This is a genomic window from Gracilibacillus boraciitolerans JCM 21714 (assembly GCF_000521485.1).
GTDB lineage: Bacteria > Bacillota > Bacilli > Bacillales > Amphibacillaceae > Gracilibacillus > Gracilibacillus boraciitolerans.
Window position 1 is genome coordinate 71,899 of the sequence record NZ_BAVS01000007.1, and the last position, 24,541, is coordinate 96,439.

The 24,541-nt window shown below is 34.5% G+C and carries 19 protein-coding genes and 7 pseudogenes; 16 read left to right on the forward strand and 10 right to left on the reverse strand.

The features are described from left to right. The 3 genes and pseudogenes from JCM21714_RS06825 (at window position 1) to JCM21714_RS06835 (ending at window position 3,226) form a co-directional block, all read left to right on the forward strand. Window positions 1-839 (forward strand): annotated as a pseudogene (locus tag JCM21714_RS06825) (carbohydrate ABC transporter permease). Between the two features lie 66 nt (window positions 840-905). Then, entirely contained in the window at window positions 906-1,442 is a 537-nt protein-coding gene (locus JCM21714_RS06830) for a YesL family protein (protein WP_052000448.1), read from the forward strand. Between the two features lie 458 nt (window positions 1,443-1,900). Then, window positions 1,901-3,226, forward strand: a complete 1,326-nt coding sequence (locus JCM21714_RS06835) for a C40 family peptidase (RefSeq protein WP_035722884.1) — start codon at window positions 1,901-1,903, stop codon at window positions 3,224-3,226. 198 nt (window positions 3,227-3,424) lie between these two features. On the opposite strand, the gene JCM21714_RS06840 is transcribed toward JCM21714_RS06835, so the two are convergent. The 4 genes from JCM21714_RS06840 to JCM21714_RS06850 all read right to left on the reverse strand — a co-directional run bounded on the left by JCM21714_RS06840 (window position 3,425) and on the right by JCM21714_RS06850 (window position 6,248). Beyond that, window positions 3,425-3,853, reverse strand: a complete 429-nt coding sequence (locus tag JCM21714_RS06840; protein WP_035722885.1) for a BrxA/BrxB family bacilliredoxin — start codon at window positions 3,851-3,853, stop codon at window positions 3,425-3,427. Between the two features lie 71 nt (window positions 3,854-3,924). Beyond that, window positions 3,925-4,728, reverse strand: a complete 804-nt coding sequence (locus JCM21714_RS21060; protein WP_235182660.1) for an aminotransferase class IV — start codon at window positions 4,726-4,728, stop codon at window positions 3,925-3,927. Next, window positions 4,704-5,651 (reverse strand): chorismate-binding protein, encoded by a 948-nt coding sequence (locus JCM21714_RS21065; protein WP_235182661.1) that lies wholly within the window; start codon window positions 5,649-5,651, stop codon window positions 4,704-4,706. Before JCM21714_RS21065 ends, JCM21714_RS21060 begins: the two co-directional genes overlap by 25 nt. Beyond that, window positions 5,652-6,248, reverse strand: coding sequence for an anthranilate synthase component II (locus JCM21714_RS06850; RefSeq protein WP_035722886.1), 597 nt, complete (start codon window positions 6,246-6,248; stop codon window positions 5,652-5,654). It lies immediately after the preceding gene. A gap of 234 nt (window positions 6,249-6,482) precedes the next feature. On the opposite strand from JCM21714_RS06850, the pseudogene JCM21714_RS06855 reads away from it, so the two are divergent. The 7 genes and pseudogenes from JCM21714_RS06855 (at window position 6,483) to JCM21714_RS06885 (ending at window position 11,893) form a co-directional block, all read left to right on the forward strand. Beyond that, window positions 6,483-7,444, forward strand: a pseudogene (locus tag JCM21714_RS06855) (ABC transporter permease). After that, window positions 7,434-8,387 (forward strand): iron chelate uptake ABC transporter family permease subunit, encoded by a 954-nt coding sequence (locus JCM21714_RS06860; RefSeq protein ID WP_035722888.1) that lies wholly within the window; start codon window positions 7,434-7,436, stop codon window positions 8,385-8,387. Before JCM21714_RS06855 ends, JCM21714_RS06860 begins: the two are co-directional and overlap by 11 nt. Next, window positions 8,384-9,151: an iron ABC transporter ATP-binding protein gene (locus JCM21714_RS06865; RefSeq protein ID WP_035722890.1), complete on the forward strand. Its 768-nt coding sequence runs from the start codon at window positions 8,384-8,386 to the stop codon at window positions 9,149-9,151. The genes JCM21714_RS06860 and JCM21714_RS06865 overlap by 4 nt, the downstream gene beginning before the upstream one ends. Before the next feature lie 131 nt (window positions 9,152-9,282). Further along, a pseudogene (locus JCM21714_RS06870) lies at window positions 9,283-10,346 on the forward strand (siderophore ABC transporter substrate-binding protein). Between the two features lie 205 nt (window positions 10,347-10,551). Then, window positions 10,552-11,019, forward strand: coding sequence for a chemotaxis protein CheX (locus tag JCM21714_RS06875; RefSeq protein ID WP_035722891.1), 468 nt, complete (start codon window positions 10,552-10,554; stop codon window positions 11,017-11,019). 18 nt (window positions 11,020-11,037) lie between these two features. After that, window positions 11,038-11,505: a chemotaxis protein CheW gene (locus tag JCM21714_RS06880; RefSeq protein ID WP_035722892.1), complete on the forward strand. Its 468-nt coding sequence runs from the start codon at window positions 11,038-11,040 to the stop codon at window positions 11,503-11,505. A 32-nt stretch (window positions 11,506-11,537) separates the two neighbouring features. Then, a pseudogene (locus JCM21714_RS06885) lies at window positions 11,538-11,893 on the forward strand (response regulator). A gap of 50 nt (window positions 11,894-11,943) precedes the next feature. Here the strand turns inward: JCM21714_RS06885 and JCM21714_RS21070 are convergent. The 4 genes and pseudogenes from JCM21714_RS21070 to JCM21714_RS06900 form a co-directional block, all read right to left on the reverse strand. Beyond that, the gene (locus JCM21714_RS21070) at window positions 11,944-12,105 is read right to left on the reverse strand and encodes a hypothetical protein (protein ID WP_235182663.1); all 162 of its coding nucleotides are present in this window, start codon (window positions 12,103-12,105) and stop codon (window positions 11,944-11,946) included. A 242-nt stretch (window positions 12,106-12,347) separates the two neighbouring features. After that, complete coding sequence (locus tag JCM21714_RS06890) at window positions 12,348-13,301, reverse strand: Ger(x)C family spore germination protein (protein ID WP_235182664.1); 954 nt, start codon at window positions 13,299-13,301, stop codon at window positions 12,348-12,350. Further along, window positions 13,294-14,394, reverse strand: coding sequence for a GerAB/ArcD/ProY family transporter (locus tag JCM21714_RS06895; protein ID WP_035722894.1), 1,101 nt, complete (start codon window positions 14,392-14,394; stop codon window positions 13,294-13,296). Before JCM21714_RS06895 ends, JCM21714_RS06890 begins: the two co-directional genes overlap by 8 nt. A gap of 7 nt (window positions 14,395-14,401) precedes the next feature. Next, window positions 14,402-15,905 (reverse strand): annotated as a pseudogene (locus tag JCM21714_RS06900) (spore germination protein). Between the two features lie 169 nt (window positions 15,906-16,074). Here JCM21714_RS06900 and JCM21714_RS06905 point away from each other — a divergent pair. After that, window positions 16,075-17,235, forward strand: a complete 1,161-nt coding sequence (locus JCM21714_RS06905; RefSeq protein WP_035722896.1) for an acyl-CoA dehydrogenase family protein — start codon at window positions 16,075-16,077, stop codon at window positions 17,233-17,235. Window positions 17,236-17,327: 92 nt separating this feature from the next. Here JCM21714_RS06905 and JCM21714_RS21075 read toward each other — a convergent pair whose 3' ends face one another. Both JCM21714_RS21075 and JCM21714_RS21080 read right to left on the reverse strand, forming a co-directional pair. Next, a complete protein-coding gene (locus tag JCM21714_RS21075) occupies window positions 17,328-17,903 on the reverse strand; it encodes a glycosyltransferase (RefSeq protein ID WP_235182665.1) in 576 nt (191 codons plus the stop codon). Beyond that, window positions 17,900-18,472, reverse strand: coding sequence for a glycosyltransferase (locus JCM21714_RS21080; protein WP_235182666.1), 573 nt, complete (start codon window positions 18,470-18,472; stop codon window positions 17,900-17,902). The genes JCM21714_RS21075 and JCM21714_RS21080 overlap by 4 nt, the downstream gene beginning before the upstream one ends. Window positions 18,473-19,084: 612 nt before the next feature. Between JCM21714_RS21080 and JCM21714_RS06915 the strand changes: the two genes are divergently transcribed. The 5 genes and pseudogenes from JCM21714_RS06915 to JCM21714_RS06935 all read left to right on the forward strand — a co-directional run bounded on the left by JCM21714_RS06915 (window position 19,085) and on the right by JCM21714_RS06935 (window position 24,512). Then, window positions 19,085-19,393 (forward strand): PTS sugar transporter subunit IIB, encoded by a 309-nt coding sequence (locus JCM21714_RS06915; protein WP_035722898.1) that lies wholly within the window; start codon window positions 19,085-19,087, stop codon window positions 19,391-19,393. Window positions 19,394-19,418: 25 nt separating this feature from the next. After that, a pseudogene (gene celB / locus JCM21714_RS06920) lies at window positions 19,419-20,710 on the forward strand (PTS cellobiose transporter subunit IIC). Between the two features lie 73 nt (window positions 20,711-20,783). Beyond that, entirely contained in the window at window positions 20,784-21,089 is a 306-nt protein-coding gene (locus tag JCM21714_RS06925; RefSeq protein WP_035722900.1) for a PTS sugar transporter subunit IIA, read from the forward strand. Window positions 21,090-21,103: 14 nt separating this feature from the next. Beyond that, window positions 21,104-22,493, forward strand: a pseudogene (locus JCM21714_RS06930) (glycoside hydrolase family 1 protein). Between the two features lie 93 nt (window positions 22,494-22,586). Then, window positions 22,587-24,512, forward strand: coding sequence for a BglG family transcription antiterminator (locus tag JCM21714_RS06935; RefSeq protein ID WP_035722902.1), 1,926 nt, complete (start codon window positions 22,587-22,589; stop codon window positions 24,510-24,512). Window positions 24,513-24,541 lie beyond the last annotated feature (29 nt).

The following is a 24,541-nucleotide window of genomic DNA, read 5'->3' on the forward strand; positions in this document are numbered from 1 at the left end:
ATGAAACCTAAGCATATCAAAAAACTTATTTATCATGTTCTCGTTGGTGGATTTGCCATTCTGTTATTGTATCCAGTATTATGGCTAGTAATGAGTTCGTTTAAATTAAGCGAACGAATCTTCGTGACAGCGGATCAACTGATTCCGGACCCATTTGTATTGTCTAATTATGCACAGGGTTGGGAAGGCTTTGGTGACTATGGCTTTGGAACATTTATCATGAATACAGCTATTTTTGTTGTAATAGTGTTGATTGGTCATTTAATATCCTGTTCCTTAATTGCCTTTGGTTTTGCAAGACTTAATTTTGCAGGGCGAAAATTCTGGTTTGCCATTATGATTATGACCTTAATGCTTCCATATGAAGTAGTTATGATTCCGCAATATATAATTTTTGCACAGCTTGATTGGTTAAATTCATTAAAACCCTTAGTTATTCCAGCTTACTTCGGACATCCATTTTTCATCTTTTTGCTCGTACAGTTTATTAGAACAATTCCAAGAGACTTAGATGAAGCAGCGATTATTGATGGTTCCAGTATTTTTGGTATTTACTATCGAATTATTCTTCCATTAATAGTGCCAGCTCTTGCCACAACGGCATTTTTACTTTCTACTGGACATGGGATAACTTGCTTGGACCTGTATTATATCTGAACAGTCCGTCTAAGTACACGGTATCAATGGCTCTAAACATGTTCTTAAGTAATGAAACAGTATCAAATTGGGGTGCCATGTTTGCAATGTCAGTTGTGTCTTTGGTACCGGTATTTGTAATCTTCTTTATTTTCCAACGTTTTGTGGTAGAAGGTATTAGTACAAGTGGACTAAAAGGTTAATAGAAAGCAGTTTGAGTCTTAGGAAACTTTGCTTCTATGTAATTTTTGAAAGGGGGGGAAATTAGTATGAAAGCATTAAATACAGCATTTGAATGGATAGCAAAAGTAGCCTACTTAAATCTATTATGGGTCGGTTTTACGTTATTAGGTCTGGTGGTAGCAGGATTATTTCCCGCTACTGCTGCCACGTTTACCGTGACGAGAAAATGGGTTACTGGTTATACTGATATTCCTCTTTTTAAAACCTTTTGGAAAGCTTTTCGTCAATCTCTAGTACAGAGTAATATACTAGGCTATTTGATAGCTGGGATGGCATATATTTTATATTTAGACTTTTTATTTATAACTGTCGTAGCAAATAATTACGTGATGTTGCTAACTATACCATTTTTATTTGTAACGATACTTTATTTATTAACTGCGTTTTATATTTTTCCTGTCTATGTATATTTCGATATGAAAGTGATACAAGTAATTAAAAGTTCCTTGTTTATAATGGTGTTAAATCCGGTGCCAACTTTGATTATGGCATTGGGAATGTTTGGTATTACATATCTATTATGGCATTTTCAAGGCTTAGCTTTATTTTTTAGCATGAGTTAATTTCAATAGCGCTAATGATGCCCGCTAAAAAAGCATTTAATAAAATCCACGAAAAAAAAATGCATCATAAAAGTCAGGCTTTAGTAGAAAAGTAGGCAGAGTTAGAGACATATTAATTATTTCTATCACAAAGTTAATTAATGGAAGAAGTTAAGAGTTACATAATCTTCCTATTATTCAATTTAAAATCCGGACGAGCACAAATCCTTATATTAGAATTTGTGCTCGTCCGGATTTTACTTTTATCTAATTATCTTCGATCTATCTATATCATAATTTGACATAAGATAACATAATTTATCATAGTATTGAAATGTAATTGTAATATTAGCATAACATAAGTGAAATCTTTCTATGTTACAATGAATCTAGTTCAAAAGACAGACAACAAGTAAACCTTGATTTTAAAAGGTTTTACTCACCCATAGATAAAAATATGCTTGAAAGTAGGGAAGTGCGTGCGAGAAATAAAAGCGATAGTTAAAGATTCAGTAGTTGTTTTAACGCTTGTGTCCAGCATGTTATTTGTACAGACTGTAAATGCTGAAACGGAAGAGGAAATTCAAGTAAAACGTTCCGATGTGCAAACTGATATCAGCGAAAAAGAAAGTGAAATTGCAAAAATTAAAGAAGAATTAGTAAAATTGAATGAAGAAATCATTCGTTATGAAGAAGCGATAGCTGATAATGAAAAAGTAATTGCAGATACTGAGAAAGAAATAGTGACTGTAGAAACAGATGTTAAGGAATTGGAAGAAAAGGTTGCAGAAATTCAAAAGAAAATCGAACAAAGAAATAAAATATTGAAGGAAAGAATTTCTTCTCTTCAGGAAAATGGCGTATCATCTAATTACATTGAAGTTGTTTTTGGTGCAACTAATTTTATAGATTTTATCGATCGTGTTACATTAGTACATAAAATTACACAAGCTGATCAAGACTTATTAGAAAGTCAGGAAAAGGACAAATTAGAAGAAGAAAAAAATAAAGTCGAATTAGACACTAAGTTAGAAGATTTAGAAGCGATGAAAGCTGATTATGAAGAAATGCAAAAGCAGACTGTCGCTCAAAAAGAAGAAAATGAAGAATTAAAATCAGAATTAAAGGAAAAAGAGAATGCTAACAAAGATATTTTAGGTGATTTAAAGATTGAAGATGAAATATTAGCCAATAAAGAAAGAGCTTTAAAAGAAGCACAACAACAAATGGAAAATATTGATTCTGCCCAAACTGTTAACTATAGTGGAACTAATGCTAGTAATAGTAATAGTGATAGTAATAGTAATAGTAATAGTAATAGTGATAGTGATAGTGATAGTGCTAGTGCTAGTGCTAGTAATAGTAATGCGATCCAACAATATGCAAGTAGTTCATCTGCTCCAGTTTCAGCTGGTAATGGATCGTTACAAACAGCTATTACTGCAGGGAATCGTTATATTGGAAATTCCGTTTATGTTTTTGGTGGCGGTCGATCTGCATATGACATAGCAAATGGTCGATTTGACTGTTCCGGATTTGTAAGCTGGGCTTTCAGACAAGCAGGAATTAGCTTACCTGCTAGCACTGATGGTTTATCATCGGTAGGAACAAAAATTTCATTAAGTGAGGCAAAACCAGGCGACTTAGTTTTCTTTAATACTTATAAAACAAATGGGCATGTTGGTATTTACTTAGGAAACAATAAATTTATTGGTTCTCAAAGTTCAACAGGTGTTGCGATTGCGAGCATGAGTGGATATTGGAATTCAACATTTACCGGCCATGTACGCCGTGTAGTACAATAATAATAGCTGTAAAAAAGCAAGTGACAATTTAAAAAGTCACTTGCTTTTTTATTTTTTTAATACAGTAAAAATAAACTGCGAAGTAACGAGTTAATATGAAAGTGTGTTAAGTGGAAGCACTTGCTCTGTCCATTTATTTAGCTTTCCGCAGCGCTGATTTCATCTCATCCACATGCTGTAGAACGAATTTTCTAATATTTAGCAGTATTTTTGATAGGCTGTTGTTAATTGTTCTACGATATCTTCTATTTCATATCCTTCGATTTGCTCGCGTGGTATAAAGTGTTTTAGTTCTCCGCCATCCACAATTGCCATTGAGGGTGAAGAAGGTTCGATGCCTTCAAAGTATTCTCGCATTTGTGCTGTTGCTTCCCGATCTTGACCAGCGAAAACCGTCATTATTTTTGCTGGTTTTTTTTCGCTTTTCAGTGATTCAATAGCAGCAGGTCTAGCAAGTCCAGCGGCGCAACCGCAGACTGAATTGATCACGATAAGAGCTGTTTCTTGATTTGATGACATAAATTCATTTACTTCTTCAGCCGTTTGTAGCTGATCAAAGCCTGCATTTGTTAATTCATCACGCATCGGTTGTGAGATTTCACGCATATATTCTTCATAAGCATTCATTTATTAGCCTCCTAAATATAATCTACTTAAATTTTAACAAAAAACATAGAGTGTTAGCGACATATTTGTTTCTACTTTATGTTAACTTTTACCCAACCTCTTATGCTGTTAATAAACCAAACTTGATCGAAATCTCCTAAATCTTTTAATCGAATACTTTTCTCAATTAAATTTCCGTCTCTTAATAATTTCTCTCGATACCTACCTGCTAATAACCCATCTGTAATAGGGGGAGTATAATATATGCCATTTTTTTCTACTACTAGATTGCCAATTGTGAATTCAGTTGCAAATCCATCTTCGTTCCATAGAAGGGTCGTCATTGCATCTTTAGGTTTTTCCTGCTCAAAAGCTTGATATAATGAACGATTAGTTGTCTTGTGGTAGAGAAACACATCCTCTTTATCTACTGGTTCACACGCAATATTAGTCTGAATGGGCTCTAATAAAGTTTTTAGTGGCTCGCTTTCTAATTTTATATCACCGTGAGTATCGACAAGTAACCTTACTTTAAAAGAACCATTTGGTTTCTTGAATGCGATATTTTTCAGTTGACGTTTTATAATATCAACTTTAATAGGTATTTGAAAATAGTCTGCTGACTGCTTTATTCTATCAATGTGATAGGATAATAAGGGAAAGTGTCCCTCTTCTAATTTAATGGACTCTAACAGGGAGAATGCTACTCTCTGTTGATAAAGAATATCCGCTTTTTGGTTTAATTCCTGAAACTCACCGGTAGAAGTTGAATCCCAGGTTATCCCTCCACCCGCACCATAAATCGCTTGACCGTCTTTAATTAAAGCCGTACGAATTGGTACATTAAAAATAGCTTCTCGTTCTGGGGGGGTTATAAAACCAATCCCCCCCCACAATATACATCTCGTGGTGTATCTTCCAATTCAGCAATATATTTCATTGTTTCTACTTTTGGTGCCCCCCCTGTAATGGAACCACAAGGAAACAGGGCTTTAAACCAATCATAGACATTGTTTTTCTCTAATTGTGCAGTAATCGTTGAGGTCATTTGATGAACGGTCGGATACGTTTCGATATCAAATAAAGCTTCAACTTTGATCGTACCTGGTTTAGCAATACGGCCTAAATCATTTCGTAACAGATCCACAATCATCACATTTTCTGCTTGATCTTTTTTGGAATTTTTTAATTGTTCTTTTAATTCTAAATCCTCTTGTAATGTTTTCCCTCGCTTTATCGTACCTTTCATCGGTTTTGTTTTGATTTTTCCGTTGTTGACTTTAAAAAAGAGCTCAGGGGGGGAAACCGATAAAATTTGATAATCCTTTATATCCAAGTAGGCACTATACGAATCCGACTGGTTTCTTAGTAATTGCTGATAAAATGAATAACTGTCCCCAGTAAATTGAGCTTTAAGTCTGGTAGTGAAATTTACTTGATATGTATTACCTTGTCTGATTAATGATTTTATCTGCGTGATGATTTGATTATATTTTTCATTGCTAATGGTATTATTCCATTTTGAAATAGAATACGGCTGAGCTTCTGATTTTCTTTTTCGATCTGTTTCTTGAGGGAAAACACCAAACCAAATTAATGGTAAAGAAGGCTTTTCATTTACCATATAACTGTTGTCAAAGGCGGGGGGGGCAGCTTCGTAAGAAACAAAACCAGCGACATAATTTCCATTTTGTAAAGCGTGTTCAACTTTAAGAAATGCTTTTGGTACATCATCTATCTCAGAGGCAGTAATTATTTCGACAGGGTTTGCAAATATTATCTCCTTTTCTTTAAAATCAAACTGCAAAAAGGCATCCACTTACAACACTTCCCTTCGATAGGCTGTGTGATCTATCATTCGTAAACTATTTCCAATTATATTATATCCATATTCTGTTAGAATTGCTTCAGGATGAAATTGCACTCCTTCTATTGGTAAGAATGTATGCTTTACTGCCATAACAGTTTTATCTTTTGTTTGAGCGGATACTATTAATTCATCAGGCATAGTTTTCATATTTGCGACCAATGAATGGTATCTTGTTACCTGAAAACTAGAAGGTAAGCTATGAAATACTCCTAAATTCTGATGATGAATAGCACTTGTCATCCCGTGCATTGGTCGTTTCGCTTTGATAATTTCTCCACCGAAGAATTCTACAATAATCTGCATACCAAGACAAACGCCAAAAATAGGGATTTTATTATGAAAATAAGTTAATACAGAGAAAGAAATTCCGCTATTTATGGGCGTGCCAGGACCTGGTGATAATACAAGCAGAGATGGATTTAGCGACTCAATTTCTTCAATCGTTGTCGCGTCATTACGAAAAGTTATAACATCTTCATTCATTTGACGGTAATATTGCACCAAATTGTATGTAAATGAATCAAAGTTATCAATGATAACAATCATGGGTTATTCCTCACTTTAAATTTATAGTTACAATATATTATACCGTAATCTGTCTTGGTTAAAAAGATAACTGTAGCTTATTATTCTTTTTATATTGTCTAAAAAAAGAATATAAACGTGATAAAAATAGAGGTTGACAATTTTTTTGTGTTTACTTATAATTATTTTTATGATGGTAATGATAATCATTATCAATTGATAAACCAAAATAAAAACACGTTATGAGGATTACATATGAAACTATGGATATTAATTGTTGCTACGATGCTTCTATCATTCATCTCACTTTTTATAGGCGCAATTGATATTAAAATCAGTGATTTGTTTGATTGGAATTCTGATGAAACAGATATTTTCTTAATAAGCAGGGTGCCGCGCCTGTTAGCGATTATATTGGCAGGGGGGGCAGGAATGAGTATTGCAGGATTAATTATGCAGACGCTGAGTCGAAACAAATTTGTTTCCCCCCACAACTGCTGGTACACTAGATGCTGCAAAACTAGGAATCTTGATTTCTATGTTATTTATTACAAATGTAACGTATACCCAGCAAATTATTTTCAGTTTTGCATTTTCTTTAGTTGGAACATTTCTTTTCATGCAAATTCTCGATCGTATAAAATTTAAAGACGTTATTTTTGTTCCATTGATCGGAATTATGTACGGTAATATTTTGTCGTCAATCACAACCTTCTTTGCATACGAGGCAGATCTACTGCAAAATATATCGGCATGGTTAATGGGAAGTTTTACGTTAATTATTTCTGGTCGCTATGAGCTGTTATACATAAGTATTCCTGCAATTATTTTAGCATATCTGTATGCAAACAAATTTACAGTAGCTGGTATGGGGGGGAAGAATTCGCAAAAAATTTAGGCTTAAGTTACAAAGTTGTCTTAAATATTGGTCTTTTCCTTGTTGCTATTATTGCTACAACGGTAGTTCTCACGGTAGGGTGATACCATTTCTAGGTTTAATTGTACCAAATATCGTATCCATTTATTTAGGAGATAATTTACGGAAAATAATACCCCCCCATACCATGTTTTTGGGAATTGTTTTCCTTTTGGTATGTGATATTCTTGGACGTGTTATTATTCATCCCTATGAAATTCCAGTTAATGTAACGGTAGCAGTAATCGGCAGTGCGATCTTCTTAACTATGTTACTTAGGGGGAGAGCATATGCGAAATAGTACAAAATTGATTTTGTTATTCATTTTGGTCATTATAAGTATTTTATTATATGGATTTTATGATATTAAAGGTGGATTTGATTACGCGTTTCCAAGGCGCATGATTCGGGTTGCTGCTATGATTATTACAGGGATAGCGATTTCTTATTCAACAGTCGTGTTCCAGACGATTACCCAAAACCGAATTTTAACTCCGACTGTGATTGGTATTGGATCGATGTATGAAGTAGTTCAAACTTTAATTTACTTCTTCGCAGGTTCGATGTCGATCTGGGTGATAAATAAATATTTAAATTTCGGTGTAGCAATCATAGCGATGATACTATTTGCGCTTCTTTTATATCGATTCCTGTTTCGTCCAGATAAGTATCCGATTTATCTGCTCCTGTTAATAGGAATGATTATCGGAACATTGCTTGGAAGTTTAGTGACATTTTTACAAGTATTGATTGATCCTGTCGAATACTTAGGTCTGCAATCTCAATTATTTGCTTCTTTTACCAAGGTCAAAGCTGAGTTATTATATATTGCCTTTGGTATTTTAATACTTGCGTTCATTTATGGTTATTTCGTCCTGAGAAAGTTAGATGTTATGTCACTTGGTAGGGAAAACGCGATAAATCTTGGGATAAATTACGACCGGCTGGTAATGAATATGTTAATATTATCATCCGTGTTAATTGCTACATCCACAGCACTAGTGGGATCAATTACTTTCTTTGGTTTAATTGTAGCGAATCTTTCCTATCAGTTTTTCGTTACTTACAAGCACTCGGTTTTAATCTTAGGTGCGAGCTTATTTAGTATTGTGGCATTAATTGGTGGTCAATTTCTCGTAGAACATGTATTGGAATTACGTACAACGATAAGTGTGATTATAAATTTCGTCGGTGGTATTTACTTTATTTACTTATTATTAAAAGAGAGTAGGGCATCTGGATGATAGAAATTAAACGATTAACGAAAAAATTTAGCAAAAAGCCTGTGGTGGAAGATATATCAGTCAACATAGAACCGGGCACAATTACATCGTTTATTGGCCCGAACGGTGCTGGTAAATCGACACTGCTTTCGATGGTAAGCAGGTTGTTGAATGCAGATACAGGAGAAGTGTTACTCGATCAAAATAACGTGAAAAAGTGGAAGTCCACAGAATTTGCCAAGCGTGTGTCGATATTGAGACAGGCTAATTTTATTAATGTTCGATTAACAGTACGTGAACTTGTTGCCTTCGGAAGATATCCCTATTCGAAGGGAAGGTTAACAGGAGAGGACGAGAAATTTGTAGACCAGGCAATCGAATATATGAACTTAAACGATATGCAAGACAGGTTTCTGGACGAATTATCTGGTGGTCAAAAACAACGTGCGTTTATTGCGATGGTTATTGCTCAGGATACGGATTATATATTATTGGATGAGCCGTTAAATAACTTAGATATGAAGCACTCTGTTCAAATAATGAAGATTTTACGCAAACTTGTAAATGAACTTGGACGTACAGTTGTAATTGTATTACACGATATCAACTTTGCGTCTGTCTATTCAGATCGGATTGTTGCTATGAAAGACGGCAAACTTGTCAAAAATGGAACGACGAAAGAGATCATTAATCCAGAGATATTGCGAGAAATTTATGATATGAATATTCCGGTTCAGGAGCAAAACGGATGTCGAATTTGTGTTTATTTTAATTCACAAACATGAACTTTTTTATGAAATATTAGAAAATTATGAAAAATAATATTGACATATAGATAAACAACAAAGTATAATGATAATTGTTATCAATGATAATGATTATCATTATTAATAAAATACATAAAGGAGAGAAAAAGATGAAAAAATGGCAGTTAGCTATTGTTCTTTTAGCTTTTACAATAATGCTTGGAGCATGTGGTGCTAAGCAAGAAACTGGATCGGTGAGTACAGATGAAGCATCAGCTTCAGAAAGTCAAGCAGAACAGCAGGAAGGCACAGGAACGGAAGAATCTGCAGAAGATAAAGGCTCGAATTTCCCGATGACTATTACACCAACAATTGCAAAATCGGAAAATGAAGATGGAACAGCCTATAATTTTGCTGAAGTTGAATTTGAATCAAAGCCAAATAATATTGTTGTGTTTGATTACGGTTTTTTAGATACGCTAGATGCACTAGGTGTTGAAGGGATTGTAGGAGTACCGAAAGGCAGTACATTACCAACTTACTTAGAAGATTATAATTCAGATGACTACACGAACATTGGAACATTAAAAGAGCCTTTATTGGAAGATATCGCAGCATTGGAACCTGACGTTATTTTTATCTCTGGTCGTCAATCAGCATTTTATGACCAATTGAAAGAAATTACACCAAACGTAGTATTTGTTGGCACTCAACAAGATGATTATTGGAATACATTCCTAGGGTCTGTAGACATTGCGGGTAAACTTTTTGGTAAAGAAGCAGAAGCGGAAGAATACCTTGCTCAATTTGATTCAGCTTTAGAAGAAATAAAAGCTTTAGCTGGAAACTATCAAACTAGCTTAGTTACCATGTATAATGAGGGGAGTCTATCCGGCTTTGCAACAAATTCTCGCTTTGGTTACATTTATGATATTTATGGATTTCAATCCGTAACTGAAGATATTGATGCTTCATCTCACGGTTCTAATTTTGGATTTGAAGCAATATTAGAATTTAATCCAGAAGTATTATTTGTTATCGACCGTACAGCAGCAATAAATGGGGGGGATTCTAATATTGATGCTGATATGGAAAATGATATTATAAAACAAATAAAAGCATATGAAAATAATCAAATTGTGTACTTGGATGGCGCACTATGTACTTAAGTGGTGGTGGCCTGCAATCAGAGCTTGCAAAAATTGAAGAAGTTATTGACGAATTAAGTAAATAATTTTACGTAAAGACTGTTTCAGAATATCAGTAAAGCCTGATATCTGGGCAGTCTTTTATTTATATTTAAATAAGTATCGCATTATTTATGATATATGACTATTAGTCTATAAATTTTTGTTGTATATTAGTTGATAATTAGGTATTATGAATTATAAGGAATTATTTTTTTACTATTTTTCATAAAATAAGGGGGGGAATCTGCTATGACTGCATCGACAGAAGTTAACGTAAATGAGATTATAAAAGAGTTATATAATGGATCTGTTCAATCTATTAAAAATGTTGTCCCTGTGCCACATCAATTTGAATCACCTAAAATGACTACACAGCCATTAAAAATAGAATACGGTGTTTTAATAGGTTATAGTGGTAAATTCAAAGGAGATTTACTAATTCAAGCGAATCATGCCGTCTTTAGTTCGATTGGAGAAGCTTTATATGGCATGCAAATTGGAGAAGAAATGTTAGATTCTTTTTCAGGTGAATTGGGAAATATGCTGGCGGGTGGTTTATCTACACATCTTGCTGAGACAGGTATAGAAACTGATATTACTCATCCAACAATTATTAGCGGTAATGCAAAGTTAACTGGGTTTAAAAGAGTTTTAGAAGTAGCAATAAGCTTTCAAGATATAGGTGATATGAAAATGTCATTATTATTAAATCAATAATATGGGTAGGTGAAGGTAATGAATGAAACTATGACAAAAACTATTATTTTTAAGCTGAAAAATCAGGAATACGGAGCAAATATTGACCAGATCTTATCGATTGAGAAATTAGATGAAATTGTTTCGTTGCCACAGACATCGGATTTTATCAAAGGTATTATAAATTTAAGAGGAGATGTTACTCCGATCATTGATTTAAGGACAAGGCTTGGAATGGAAGAGATAGAAGCGACGGAACATACAAGAGTGTTAATCGCCAAAGTTCTCGAAGTACAAGTCGGTTTAATTGTAGATGAAGCGACAGATGTCATTGATATTTCACCAGATGTAATCGATGATGCACCTGAATTAATCAGAGGTGTTGACCATCGCTACATAAAAGGTGTTGCTAAACTAGAAGATAGAGGTATGTTACTACTATTAGATTTAAATCATGTATTAAGTGTTGATGAATTAGATGAAGTACAACAGGTAGCAGAAGAATAAACAATCAACACAGAGGGTGGAGGGATATCATTTTGGCACGAATATTAATCGTGGATGATGCAGCATTTATGCGAATGCAATTAAAAAATATATTTACGAAACTAGGACATGAAGTTATTGGAGAAGCAGAAAATGGACAACAAGCTGCGCAATTATATGAGGAATTAAAACCAGATGTAGTATCAATGGATATCACCATGCCAGAAATGAATGGGTAGAAGCGACCAAAGAAATTAAGAGTATGGATGCTAATGCCACAATTATTATGTGTTCTGCTATGGGACAACAGCAAATGGTTTTAGATGCGATTAAAGCAGGGGCATCCGATTTTATTGTTAAACCATTTACGGAAGATCGGGTAAAAGAGACAATAGAAAGATTATTGTAATTAAAAAGGGATCACTCCATAAAAAGTGGATCCCTTTTTATTTACTTTTTTTAGCTTACTTTTACTGATTTAGAATAGTTTCTTTGCTTAAATGAAAAAACATAGGGCCGTATCCATTGAATGACTATACCAGTTATAAATGCATTTATTAATGTACCGACACCAATCGAACCATTAAAAAAGAAAGCTATAATCACTAGTACTTCCGACAATATAATAAAGGAATCCTCTTTGAAATAGTTTTATCATGTTTTTCACCTCTTGAAAAAGAGTTTCTAGCTAACTATAACAAAGTATAAGTAAATTTACATCTTTTATCTGTTTTATTGCTGAATTATATTACTTTGTTCGAGATGGAACTCTATCTGAGGGATGATTTCGATGTCCGAATAGCGCTCCTCCCATTCTGTTTTGTTCCAGTCTCTGAATGCTCCTTTAGCGGACGCACCAATCATTAGAGGTCTATTTCTAATTCCTGAAACTCTGTAATTAGTTTGCTACCTTCTTCTTTTAATTTTTGGGAAATAGCTTGTTCTAATTTTGCCTTTTCTTTAAATGAGCGGATTCCTAATTGTTTTGATTCGGTTAATGTTCCATTGATTTTAACGATGATCTCTACTTGATTTCTATTTTTCCACTTCTTGGTTATTTTTGAAGAGATGGAACTAATAGCAATTGTCTGCTCTTTTTCTTCCCAATCAAATTGATAGGTATGATCTTCACAATCTGTATATAAAATTTTAAACTCAAAGAATTGATCGTACCCAATTTCATATATCATTTTATCCTTCTTGAAGAAACCAATGCCATTTAATTCAATTCCTGAGGAAGTTGCTTCAATAATCGGCAGGAACGGATCCATTCCTGTTCCTAAGAAACGATAGTTAAAATCGTGTAAATTCATATCAGGTACATTTGTCTTGGCATTATTCTTTAATAATTTTTCAATAAAACGTGGCAATGTACCTTCTGTTATCATGGTGCTTTTTAATAAAGATTCAGCTGATTCACGGGCAATGGCTAAGTGGATGCCGCGTCCTATGTTGGGATCTTCGTTAATGGCAAGCAATATATCATGTATTCCATGTCTGACTAGCTTTTCTCCAAATAAAATGCCTAATGTTTTTCCTATTTCGATAGGATTAGCTGTTTGCGTATCAATTTTTGAGTTAATATTTTGTATGGTTTTAGCTCGAGCCATATATTCGGTATTTTCACGTAAATCTGATTCCTCACTACTTCCATACATGGGTGAAACAGCTGTGCCAATATATTCCTCATTTGATGCATCCCAATCATATCCAAACATCATGATTAATTCAATATCATCTAATATTTTTGTTTTAATACAGGCTGTTAAAAATAGCAATAGTAGTAGAAATATTAATAACTTTTTGAAATTAACCATGCTTATTTTTCACCCCCCCTTGTACTATCGTTCGCAAAATAAATAATAGTGGAATATATCCAAACAATAAATAGACACCAAATTTAGAAATGAATGTTGTGAGTTTTTCAATCATTAAAAAGCTATTGATATAAAACACACTAAAAACACCAATAAGGGAGAATAATATCGCAATTTTTTTAAACGATATATTACTTATCCGATGAAGACATTGTGTACCTGCCCAAAAATAAAGATTACTGGAAGCTATGATCGCTATAAAGTGTAAGCTAATACCTATGAACTCGAATCGTTCAACAAATGGAAAATCAATTACCTTCCATAATTGCAGGGCAGGCCATGTTATTTTTTGCAGTTGTTCGATATTATAATAAACAAACATAGCTAATGTTGAAAAGAGATAGAAAATCGTTGTTAAACCATTACCTATAACGGCCCATTTTAATCCTGTTTTAAATCGATGAATGAAGGGAGCATAGATTAAAATTAATTCGATTCCAAGAAAACCAAATGTCATTGGTTCAATTCCTTTTATAATATTAATCCATTTAGAATTTAAAATCGGTAATAAGTTATCGATATAACCATTTGAAAAGGCTGCATAATTAAAAATGGCTAAAAACAAAGTAATAAATACACTAAAAAAAGCAAACCCAACCACAATACGAAAGCCACCTAGTACAATATATAGAATTAACAGGTAAAGAATAATCAAAAAGAGTGTTACATCTAAATCACGAAATAACCAAATTTGAATAATCTCAATATAAGAGCGCAAAACAGTAATCGCCACAGAAAAAAAATACAGTCCAAATAAAAAAGAAATAGATTTTCCTATCACTTTTCCAAAAACCTCGGAATGAACATCGATCAAATCATTATTATCAGACACGATACGCCAGATAAGGATAACTATAATAGTTGTAGCCAGACCAGTCAAAAGCACACTAATCCAACTATCATAGCCTGCAACTTTTGATATTTGTCTTTCAAAACTTAGTATACCTTCACCAATTTGGCTAGCATGTAAAATGAATACAAGTAGGAAAGGCGAAACCATTTGGGTAATATCCGGTTTTTGTTGGCGATTCATCAGTACCCTACTTTCGTTTTCCTTTTTTAGGCTTGGTTTTGTTAAGATTAATACGATTTTGGTCTTCAGATGACGTATAGATTGGCCGTTTTCCCTGTAAGTTAAAAGGCAAACGAACAAATGCGTCTTTCAGATCCTGCCATCTTGGCGGGAAAAGTGGTTCCGTAAACGGACGGCCTAAGGAGGTAAGTCGTAATAAATGCGTGACTAAAAACATGACACCTATAACTACGCCTATTAATCCCCCCCACATCTGTGCCAGTATAATAAACGGAAACCGTAATAATCGAATCGTGTTGCCAATTCGATAAATAGGCGTAGTAAAGGATGCTAAAGCAGCTAAAGCAACTAAAATCAGTAGCACATTGCTTGTTAAACCAGCTTCAACTGCAGCGGTACCAATCACGATACCGCCCACAATACCAATCGTTTGGCCGATTTTTGTCGGTAATCGTGCTCCAGCTTCCCTAAGTAATTCAATGGTTAACTCCAAAATTAAAACTTCTAATATCGGTGGAAAAGGAATGTCCTTTCTTGACGAAATTAATGTTCCGAGTAAGTCTCCAGGTACAATATGATAATGATATGTCAATACGGCAACATATAAAGGTGTCATCAGCACAGAAAACATAACCGCAAAAATCCTAATAATCCGAAAGGCGGTAGCAATATGCCATGTTAAAAAATAATCTTCATACGCTGCGAAGAATTCTACAAGGGTAGTTGGACCAGTTAATACATGTGGAGAGCCATCACAAACGATGGCAACTTTGCCTTCGATTAAGGCACTGCTCACACGGTCAGGTCTTTCAGAGTCCATTAATTGCGGAAAAGGTGACTGTTCATTATCAGAAATCATTTGACCAATAAAAGAACTATCCATGATCTGATCATATTCGATGTCAGTTATTCTCTGGATAACGGTTTGCACATTGTCAGGGTTTGCGATACCTTCAATATACATAATGGCGATCGTTGTTTTGGTGATTTTCCCCCACTTTTAATTTTTTTACATGCAATTGAGGTAGTTTCACTCTTTTTCTAATTAAATTGATATTTGTTTGCAAGTCTTCTATAAACGCTACTTTCGGACCAATTACACTGAATTCAATTTCTGGTGGAGCGACGTCACGATCTGTTTCAAATTTCGCTGGTATTAACAAAATATTAGTAGTATCATTCTGTAAGTGAACAGCGATAAATCCTGCCAATATTTTTTCTTCGATGACTGCGAGGTCAGCTGTTATCTCTGTATCATCAAAAGGCAATACATTTTCTAATTCCTCAATAGCATGAATCGTTAATTGTTGACAATATGGTAATAGATTTGTGTGCAGCTTATCTGTATTGATTAACGACTGATAATAATAGAGCTTAATAGCAGAGACATTTCCAAAGTCTACTTGTTTAAAATCATCACTTTTTTCCATGATCGCAATTAGTTCCTGGAAATTTTTTATATCCTGTTTCATTTCAGGCTGTTTTGCTTTCTTTTTCATTCTATTTCTCATAGCACTAAAGACCTTTCTTTAAAATTGAAGGTATTTTGATGATATTTTGTATCATTCTCCAAAATTTATACGTTAAAATTGGTAATGTTAACAATGATGAGTGAATTGTTGGAAATAATACCATTGTTTCGATATTATCGATGTAAGAACAAGGAGAGGAAGAAGATATATGGATCTTTACACGAACTTTATTCAGACGGATCGGCAAGAACAGTTATATCAAAGGGCAAATCGCTTGGCTGATAAAATACGTGATAGAAGAAAGCAAGCTGATCATGAAGCATCATTACCGGTAAGCAATGTAGCAGATTTACGAAAAGAACGTTACTTATCTTTAACCTTGCCAAAAGAATATGGAGGGGGGGAAGATCTTTCATTATATGAATTTCTTTTAGTGCAAGAAGTATTAGCACAAGGTGATGGTGCCACTGCATTATCTGTTGGCTGGCACTTAGGTGTGATGAAAGAACTAAGTGAGGAAAAACTTTGGGACACTAAAAAGTTTGAATTTTTAGCGAAAGAGGTAGGCGAAAAACAAACGTTGGTCAATCGTTGTGCTACCGAACCCGCTACAGGAAGTCCGACTCGAGGAGGAATGCCAGAAACAACGGCTGCAGAGAAAGATGGCTATCTGATTGTAAATGGCAAGAAAACCTTCTCCACAATGGCGTTGGTGCTGGATTACTATATTGTAACAGCCTATGTGAAAGAGAAAGATGCCGTTGGTTCGATTCTGATTCCAAAAGATATAAAGGGACTTCGTGTAGAAAAAACGTGGGATACGCTTGGAATGCGTGGTACTGGAAGTGATGATTTAATATTAGAAAATGTACAAGTGCCAAAAGAGAATCTTGTGGAACTAAATGATAAACCGAAACGACCTGGACCAAAAGGGTGGTTGTTACATATTCCTGCTTGTTATCTTGGAATAGCGATTGCAGCCCGAAATGATGTAATTGAGTTTGCGAAGAACTTTCAGCCAAATAGTCTAAATACTCCGATATCAGAGGTAGAGCATGTTAGGAATAAAATTGGAGAAATCGATTTAAAATTAATACATGCTCGCAATTTTATGTATAGTGTTGCAGAAAAATGGGATGCATATCCGGAGAAACGAAGTCAATTAATGCAAGAATTAGGTGCGGTGAAATTAGTGGCTACCAACAGTGCCAATGAAATTGTTGATCTCGTGATGAGAATTGTCGGTGGAAGAGGATTATCGAAAAATATGCCATTTGAACAATATTATCGTGATGTTAGGGCAGGACTTCATAACCCGCCAATGGATGATATGGTTCTCTCTCTCTTAGCTAAAAATGCATTATCTTAAAAGATATCATTATATCCTTATTTTAAGAAGATGTTAGCATTTAATGTCTCATTTTTAGATTGGTTAAAAAACAGTAAAAAAATGCATGATATCTATGCAGGCTTTTGCTGTTTTTTTATCTCGTCAATAATAGCTTGATAAGCTTCTGAAAGATCATTGAAACGGTCTTCCCAACGTTGTTTTTGTGCATAACGAATCGCATTTTCAGCCAATTGATGCCGCCACTCTACATTCCCAAGAATCGATTCAATAGCCTGTATAAATGAAGTACTATTATTTGCTTCGCATAACCATCCTGTAAAGTCTTGCTGGATAATATCCTGCACACCACCTGCCCTGGCTGCAACAACTGGAGTCCCAGCAGCTAAGGCTTCTAATACTACATTGCCAAATGTTTCTGTTTCTGAAGGGAAAACAAAAAGATCGCTAACAGCAATTAATTTTGCTACTTCACGCTGTGGCAAAAACCCAGTAAAGGTAACATTTTGATTACACTTTTGTTGTAAACTCATTTTAGATGGTCCATCGCCTATAATTATCCAATGAATGTTATCTTGTAACGCAGTGGGTAAATTATTGGCGATTTCCGCTAATAATTCTACATTTTTTTCTGGAGCTAATCTACCTGCATACGTTAAAATAAAGCGCTCTTTAATAGAATATTTCATTCGAACGTTATTATTGGAAAAATTGCGATGGAAATTTTTGTATCAACGCCACGTTGCCATATTTGGAGATTGGTAAAGCCTCTCTTTTGTAATTGTTGGTAAGTAACTGAAGAGGGTACGAAAATTCGAAGCAGTGGTTGATGAAACCATTTCATATATCGCCATAAGGGCTTTGATAAGAAATTAAGATGATAGTATTTTAAATACTGATCGAAATCAGTATGGTAGGAGCCAACTACAGGTATTTGATACTTTTTAGCAATATGAAGGCCACTTAATCCAATCGAAAATGGTGTTGCTAAATGAATAATATCTGGTTGGAAAGAAAGGATAATATCTTTCAAAAAGTTCGTATTAGGTAAGGAAATCCTGCAATCTTTATATAATGGAAATCGAAAGCTAGATTGACGATAGATTTTACCAGCGTCTATTTCTCCCTTAGGTTGTTTGGGAGAGATGACAATGTAGCAATGATCAGTTTGATCCAAAAATTGGGTGAAACGTTCCAATGTCTTTGCTACTCCATTAACGTCAGGTGAAAATGTATCTGTGAAAATAGCTATTTTCAAAATGATTTCCCCCCCTCAGATTGTCTTCTTAATTTCAACATATGTCGAAAAAATATATAAAACAACAAAAAAATTGTAAAATAAATGTAAAAAATTTGAATGAAATTTCACGATAACGCTTTCAAATATACAATCAGTTTTGTATAACTAAGAAGGGATGAATGAAGAAAAGGGGCAGTGTAAGCCATAAGGTGGCAAAGGATATTAACTGTCCAATAATGATTATAAAATGAGTGAACTTATTAAGATTGAGATAGATAGTAAATAGAAAGTATGTTGTCGCAAATATTTCCGTTATTGCCCGAAAAAATCCACAATTATCATGAAATATATTTATCATTTCACATAATCCCCAACTACATTCATTTTTAAAATAGAACTTCAATATATCGAATAATAGTGTTGATATAATCCACGGAGTCAACCCCCCCACATGCTTACCTTAATCTTCTCAAAAGCAAGCATTCTTTTTCATGAAGCACTACTATATGGTAACCGCCTTCTAATCATTTCCTACCTGTGAAGGAAAAAAAATGTGTTCAAATCAATGTACTTTCCATCTAAACTAAAAATAGTTTAAAGATCAACTAAATTCTTTAGGAGGAATTATTTATGAAAAATATCTTATTGGCGTGTTCATCAGGAATGTCCACCAGTTTGTTAGTGACTAAGATGGAAGAAGTAGCGAAAGAGCAGGGTATCGAAGTAAATATTTGGGCAGTCGGACAAGATAAAGCCCAAACAGAAATGGAAAAAGCAGACGTATTATTAATCGGACCACAAATGCGTTTCATGAAGAAAAAATTTGAAAAAATGGCTAGTGAGTATAACCTTCCACTCGATGTAATTGACCCTGTAGCATATGGAAGAGTAGATGGAAAAGCAGTATTAAATAAAGCATTAGAACTTATTGGAGATTAACCAATATTAATTAGGGGGAAATATGATGAATAAGTTTATGGAATTTTTGGAGAGATTCCTATTACCTATCGCAGATAAATTAAATAATAACCGTTATTTATCTGCATTGCGTGATGGGTTTATGGTTGCTTTACCACTCATTATCTTTGGATCGATTTTCGTAGTTATTGCGAACTTTCCATTTTTAGATAAGCTGCTAAGTGAAGATGCCTATACTGCTTATCAGAATGCGTTAGGACCAGCATCTGCTGCAACACTTAGTATTATGGGGATATTTGTTATCATCGGAATTGGTTATAAGTTAGTTGAACATTATGGTTTAGATGCCATTTATGGGGGGGGAGTAGTTGCACTCGCTGCCTTTTTAATTTTGACACCCCAAGTTTTAGAAGGTGTGTCAGGTGTTATTCCAACCTCAACCTTAGGCGCACAAGGAATGTTCGTAGGAATATTTACAGCCTTTATAGCTGCTGAATTATATCGTTTCTTCGTCCAAAAAAATTGGACGATTAAAATGCCACCTGGTGTTCCTGGTGCAGTTTCAAGATCGTTTAGTGCGTTAATTCCAATTACATTGACATTATCCGTATTTTTAATTATTCGCATTATCTTTAGTTATACACCATTTGAGACCGTGCAAAATTTTATTTACACCGTAATTCAACAACCGCTAACAGTATTAGGCAGCGGTTTACCAGCAACAATTGTGGCAGTATTATTAATTCAAATATTTTGGTTTTTTGGCTTACATGGACAGATTATTATTAATTCTGTTTTTGATCCAATTTGGTATGCCTTAAATGATGAAAACTTGCAAGCATTTCAAGCAGGAACTGAGTTACCAAATATTGTAACCAAACAATTTATCGATACTTTCTTAGTAGGTATGGGTGGATCTGGTATGACGTTAGCTGTTGTTATTTTAATTTTCATGATTGGAAAGAGCAGACAATTGAAAGAACTCGGTAAGTTAGGCGGTCCAGCAGGTCTCTTTAATGTGAATGAACCAATCATCTTCGGTTTGCCGATTATTATGAACCGATCATTATTATTCCGTGGTTACTGGCGCCAATTGTAATTACCTTTATTACTTATTTTGCAATGGCATCTGGTATAGTGCCACCACCAGCAGGTATTATCGTACCATGGACAACTCCACCTATTTTAAGTGGATTCTTAGCAACAGGAAATGCATGGCAAGGTGCTGTACTTCAAATCTTTAACATATTCATTGTTGGGCTCATTTGGTGGCCATTCCTGAAAGTTTTAGATAAAAATTATTATGAAACAGAAATAAAAGATCAAAAAACAGCATAATGGTTCTCCCGTGCTTTTCACGGGAGTTATATTTTAAATTTTCATTATCATTAATAATAGTAGAGGTGAAAGCATGGATAAAGTAACAGAAATTGCTTTTCAAATTATTTTATATGCAGGAAATGGCAGATCCAGTGCGATGGAAGCTATCCAGATTGCAAAAGAAAATGATTTTGAAGAAGCTGACCGACTAATTAAAGAGGCAACGGAAGAGTTAGGGAAAGCACATAATTACCAAACGAAATTACTACAGGAAGAAGCTAGCGGTGAAGGTTCCAGTGTCAACGTCATTCTAATTCATTCTCAAGATCATTTAATGACAGCAATGACAGTTCGAGATTTAGCTATTGAGATAATAGAAATTTATCGTAATAAATAACAGGAGGTAAATCCATGACATTAGAGTACAAGTTTCCAGAAGGCTTTTGGTGGGGGAGTGCGACGTCAGCTACTCAGATCGAAGGTGCAACTAACGAAGATGGCAAGGGAAAAACATTTGGATCATTGGTATGAAGTGGAATCCAATCGATTCTTCGAAAATGTAGGACCTCAAATAACATCAGATTTCTACCATCAATATAAAGAAGATATTAAATTAATGAAAGATATCGGTCACAATTCATTTCGTTTATCGATATCATGGGCTCGTCTCATTCCAGGTGGACGTGGAGAGGTGAATCCCGAAGCAGTAACATTTTATAACAATGTTATTGATGAATTGTTAGCAAATGATATTGAACCATTTGTTAACTTATTTCATTTTGATATGCCATTAGAATTACAGCATGAAGGTGGTTGGGAAAGTAGAGAGGTAGTTGAAGCATTCGTTACCTATGCAAAAGAGGCATTTCGTTTATTTAGTGATCGTGTTAGTAAATGGTTTACGTTCAATGAACCTATCGTTCCCGTTGAAGGTGGGTACTTATACGATTTCCATTATCCCAATATTGTAGACGCAAGCCGTGCTGCCCAGGTTGCGTATCATACCGTAATTGCTAGTGCAAAGGCAGTAGAAGCATTCAGAGAATTTGAAATCGTTAATGGCAAAATAGGGATTATCTTAAATCTAACTCCTTCTTATCCACGAAGCAATAACCCTGCTGATGTGAAGGCATCCAGAATTGCAGATTTATTCTTTAATCGTAGTTTTTTGGACCCTGCTGTGTTAGGTGAATACCCACAGGAATTAGTTGAAATTCTTAAAGAACATGGACAATTACCAATTACTGAAGATGGGGGGGACAAGGATTTACTTATAGCGAATACGGTAGATATCCTTGGTGTAAATTATTATCAGCCACGCCGGGTAAAAGCAAAAGAAACGTTACCAAATCCATATAGTCCGTTCATGCCAGAATGGTTTTTCGATCATTACCAAATGCCAGGTCGAAAAATGAATGTTTATCGTGGTTGGGAAATCTATGAAAAAGGTATCTATGATATTATGCAGAATCTGAAAACGAATTATGGTAATATTGAATCCTTTGTTTCAGAGAATGGAATGGGCGTTCAAGATGAGCATCGTTTTCTGAAAGATGGTCAAATTCAAGATGATTATCGAATCGAGTTTATTCGTGAACATTTAAAATGGCTTCATAAAGCAATTGAAGAAGGATGCAATGCGAAAGGTTATCATTTGTGGACGTTTATGGATAACTGGTCATGGTCAAATGCATATAAGAATCGCTATGGATTTGTTTCTGTTAATATTAATACACAAGAGAGAACGCTCAAAAAAAGTGCAGATTGGATGAAAGAAGTATCAGAGCTTAATGGATTTTAATGTATAATATACATGCTGGAATAAGGGGCTGGCTTTAAATTAACCGGCCCTTTTTATATATATTAATAAAATAAAGAAATAGGAGGTGATAGAATGTTAAATTATCGATTAAAACAAATTTTGCGTGAGTTAATGCAAGAAGAAGGAACTGTGACAAGCACTTATTTAGCTACTATTAATAATGTTACTACGAGAACAATTAGAGATGATATGAAGAAACTTGATGACACGCTTCATGCTTTTGGTGCATCAGTCGAATCTGTCATGGGAAAAGGGTATCAATTACAAATAACTGATGACACCAATTTTAAAGAATTCTTGAAATCAATATTCGATTTTAATGATACGCATGCAAATGTTGTGCCAAGAACACCTGAAGAAAGAGTTGCTTATATAATTAAACAATTACTTTTAAGTGATGGCTATATAAAATCAGATGATCTAGCTGACGAGATATTTGTTAGTAAATCAACGCTTCAAAATGATATTAAAGAAGTTCGCCATACGCTTTTGGAATATGATCTTAGGTTAGATTCAAGACCGAACTATGGTTTGAAGGTGGAAGGGAATGAATTGAAGTTAAGATTTTGTATGGCTGAATATGTATTTGACCGTAATGAACCAATGCCAGAGGCACATTCAGATTCAATATCACAAACAGATATTGATAAAATTTCAGCAATAATATTAAAGGAAATTGAAACGCATCATATCACATTATCAGATATAGCTATTAATAACTTAGCGATTCATATTATGATTGCATACAAAAGAATCGAAGGTGGTTACCATGTTACACTGGTAAACCAAGACTTGCAGGAAATTACAGAACAATCAGAATATGCAGTTGCTATAGAAATTGTACAAGAGGTAGAAGATATCTTTCATGTCAGTTTTCCCAAAGTAGAAATTGCTTATATTGCAATTCATCTCCTAGGTACTAAAATGCTGACACAGTCTAGTCAAGCCGTAGAGCAAGTGATGGACCAGACGATTATAGACTTAGTGAACCTTGCGCTTAATAAAATTGAAGAAAGACTCCAATTAGGGATACAGCATGATAAAGAATTAATCATGGCATTACATCTTCATTTGAAGCCTGCGATTAATCGGTTTAAATTTGGCATGAATATAAGGAATCCTATGCTTGATGATATTAAACGTAATTATCCTTTAGCATTCGAAGCAGGAATTATAGCTAGTCTGGCAATAGAAAAAGAGACTGTAACAAGAATAGATGAGAATGAAGTCGGATATTTAGCGTTACACATTGGTGCGGCAATCGAACGGAGAAATTTAAAAACAGGTCCAAAACGATGCTTAATCGTATGTGCATCAGGCTTAGGTACCTCACAGCTGATTTACTATAAATTAAAATCGCAATTTGGACAGCACTTGGATGTCATCGGTTCAACTGAATATTATCAGCTTCATCAATATAATCTTCAGGAAATCGACTTTATTGTAAGTTCGATTCCGATTCCTAAAAAACTTTCGATTCCAGTTATTGAAGTGAATGCTATTTTAGGGGGGGATCATGATATAAGTAAAATAGAACAACTTGTATTAGAAGAAAAACAGGCAATGGATCATTATATTCAAAAAGAACTAACATTCCTGCAACAAGAACAGTTAGAATCTAAAGAAGCAGTTCTTGCTTTTCTAGCAAAAGAGCTGATACGGATGGAAATTGTCGAGGTCGATTTTTTGGAGGCAGTTAATGAAAGAGAACATGTGGCACCAACTTCTTTCGGTAACTTAGTTGCAATCCCACATCCGATCACTCCTAAATCTGAGCGGACCTTTTTAACAATTTGCACATTGCCAAAGCCCATCATTTGGCACGATAAACCGGTACAATTTATTTGCTTACTATGTGTGAAAAAAAATAGCCAAGAAAATCTACAGGCAATGTATAAATGGCTAGGTAAAATAATTGATAGTCGCAGGGCTGTTCAACAGCTAGTCAAGGCAAAAACCTTTGAGGAATTAAGAAAAATTTTAAAAGAATACGATTAATGATAAGAGACTAACAACTAATTGGTGAT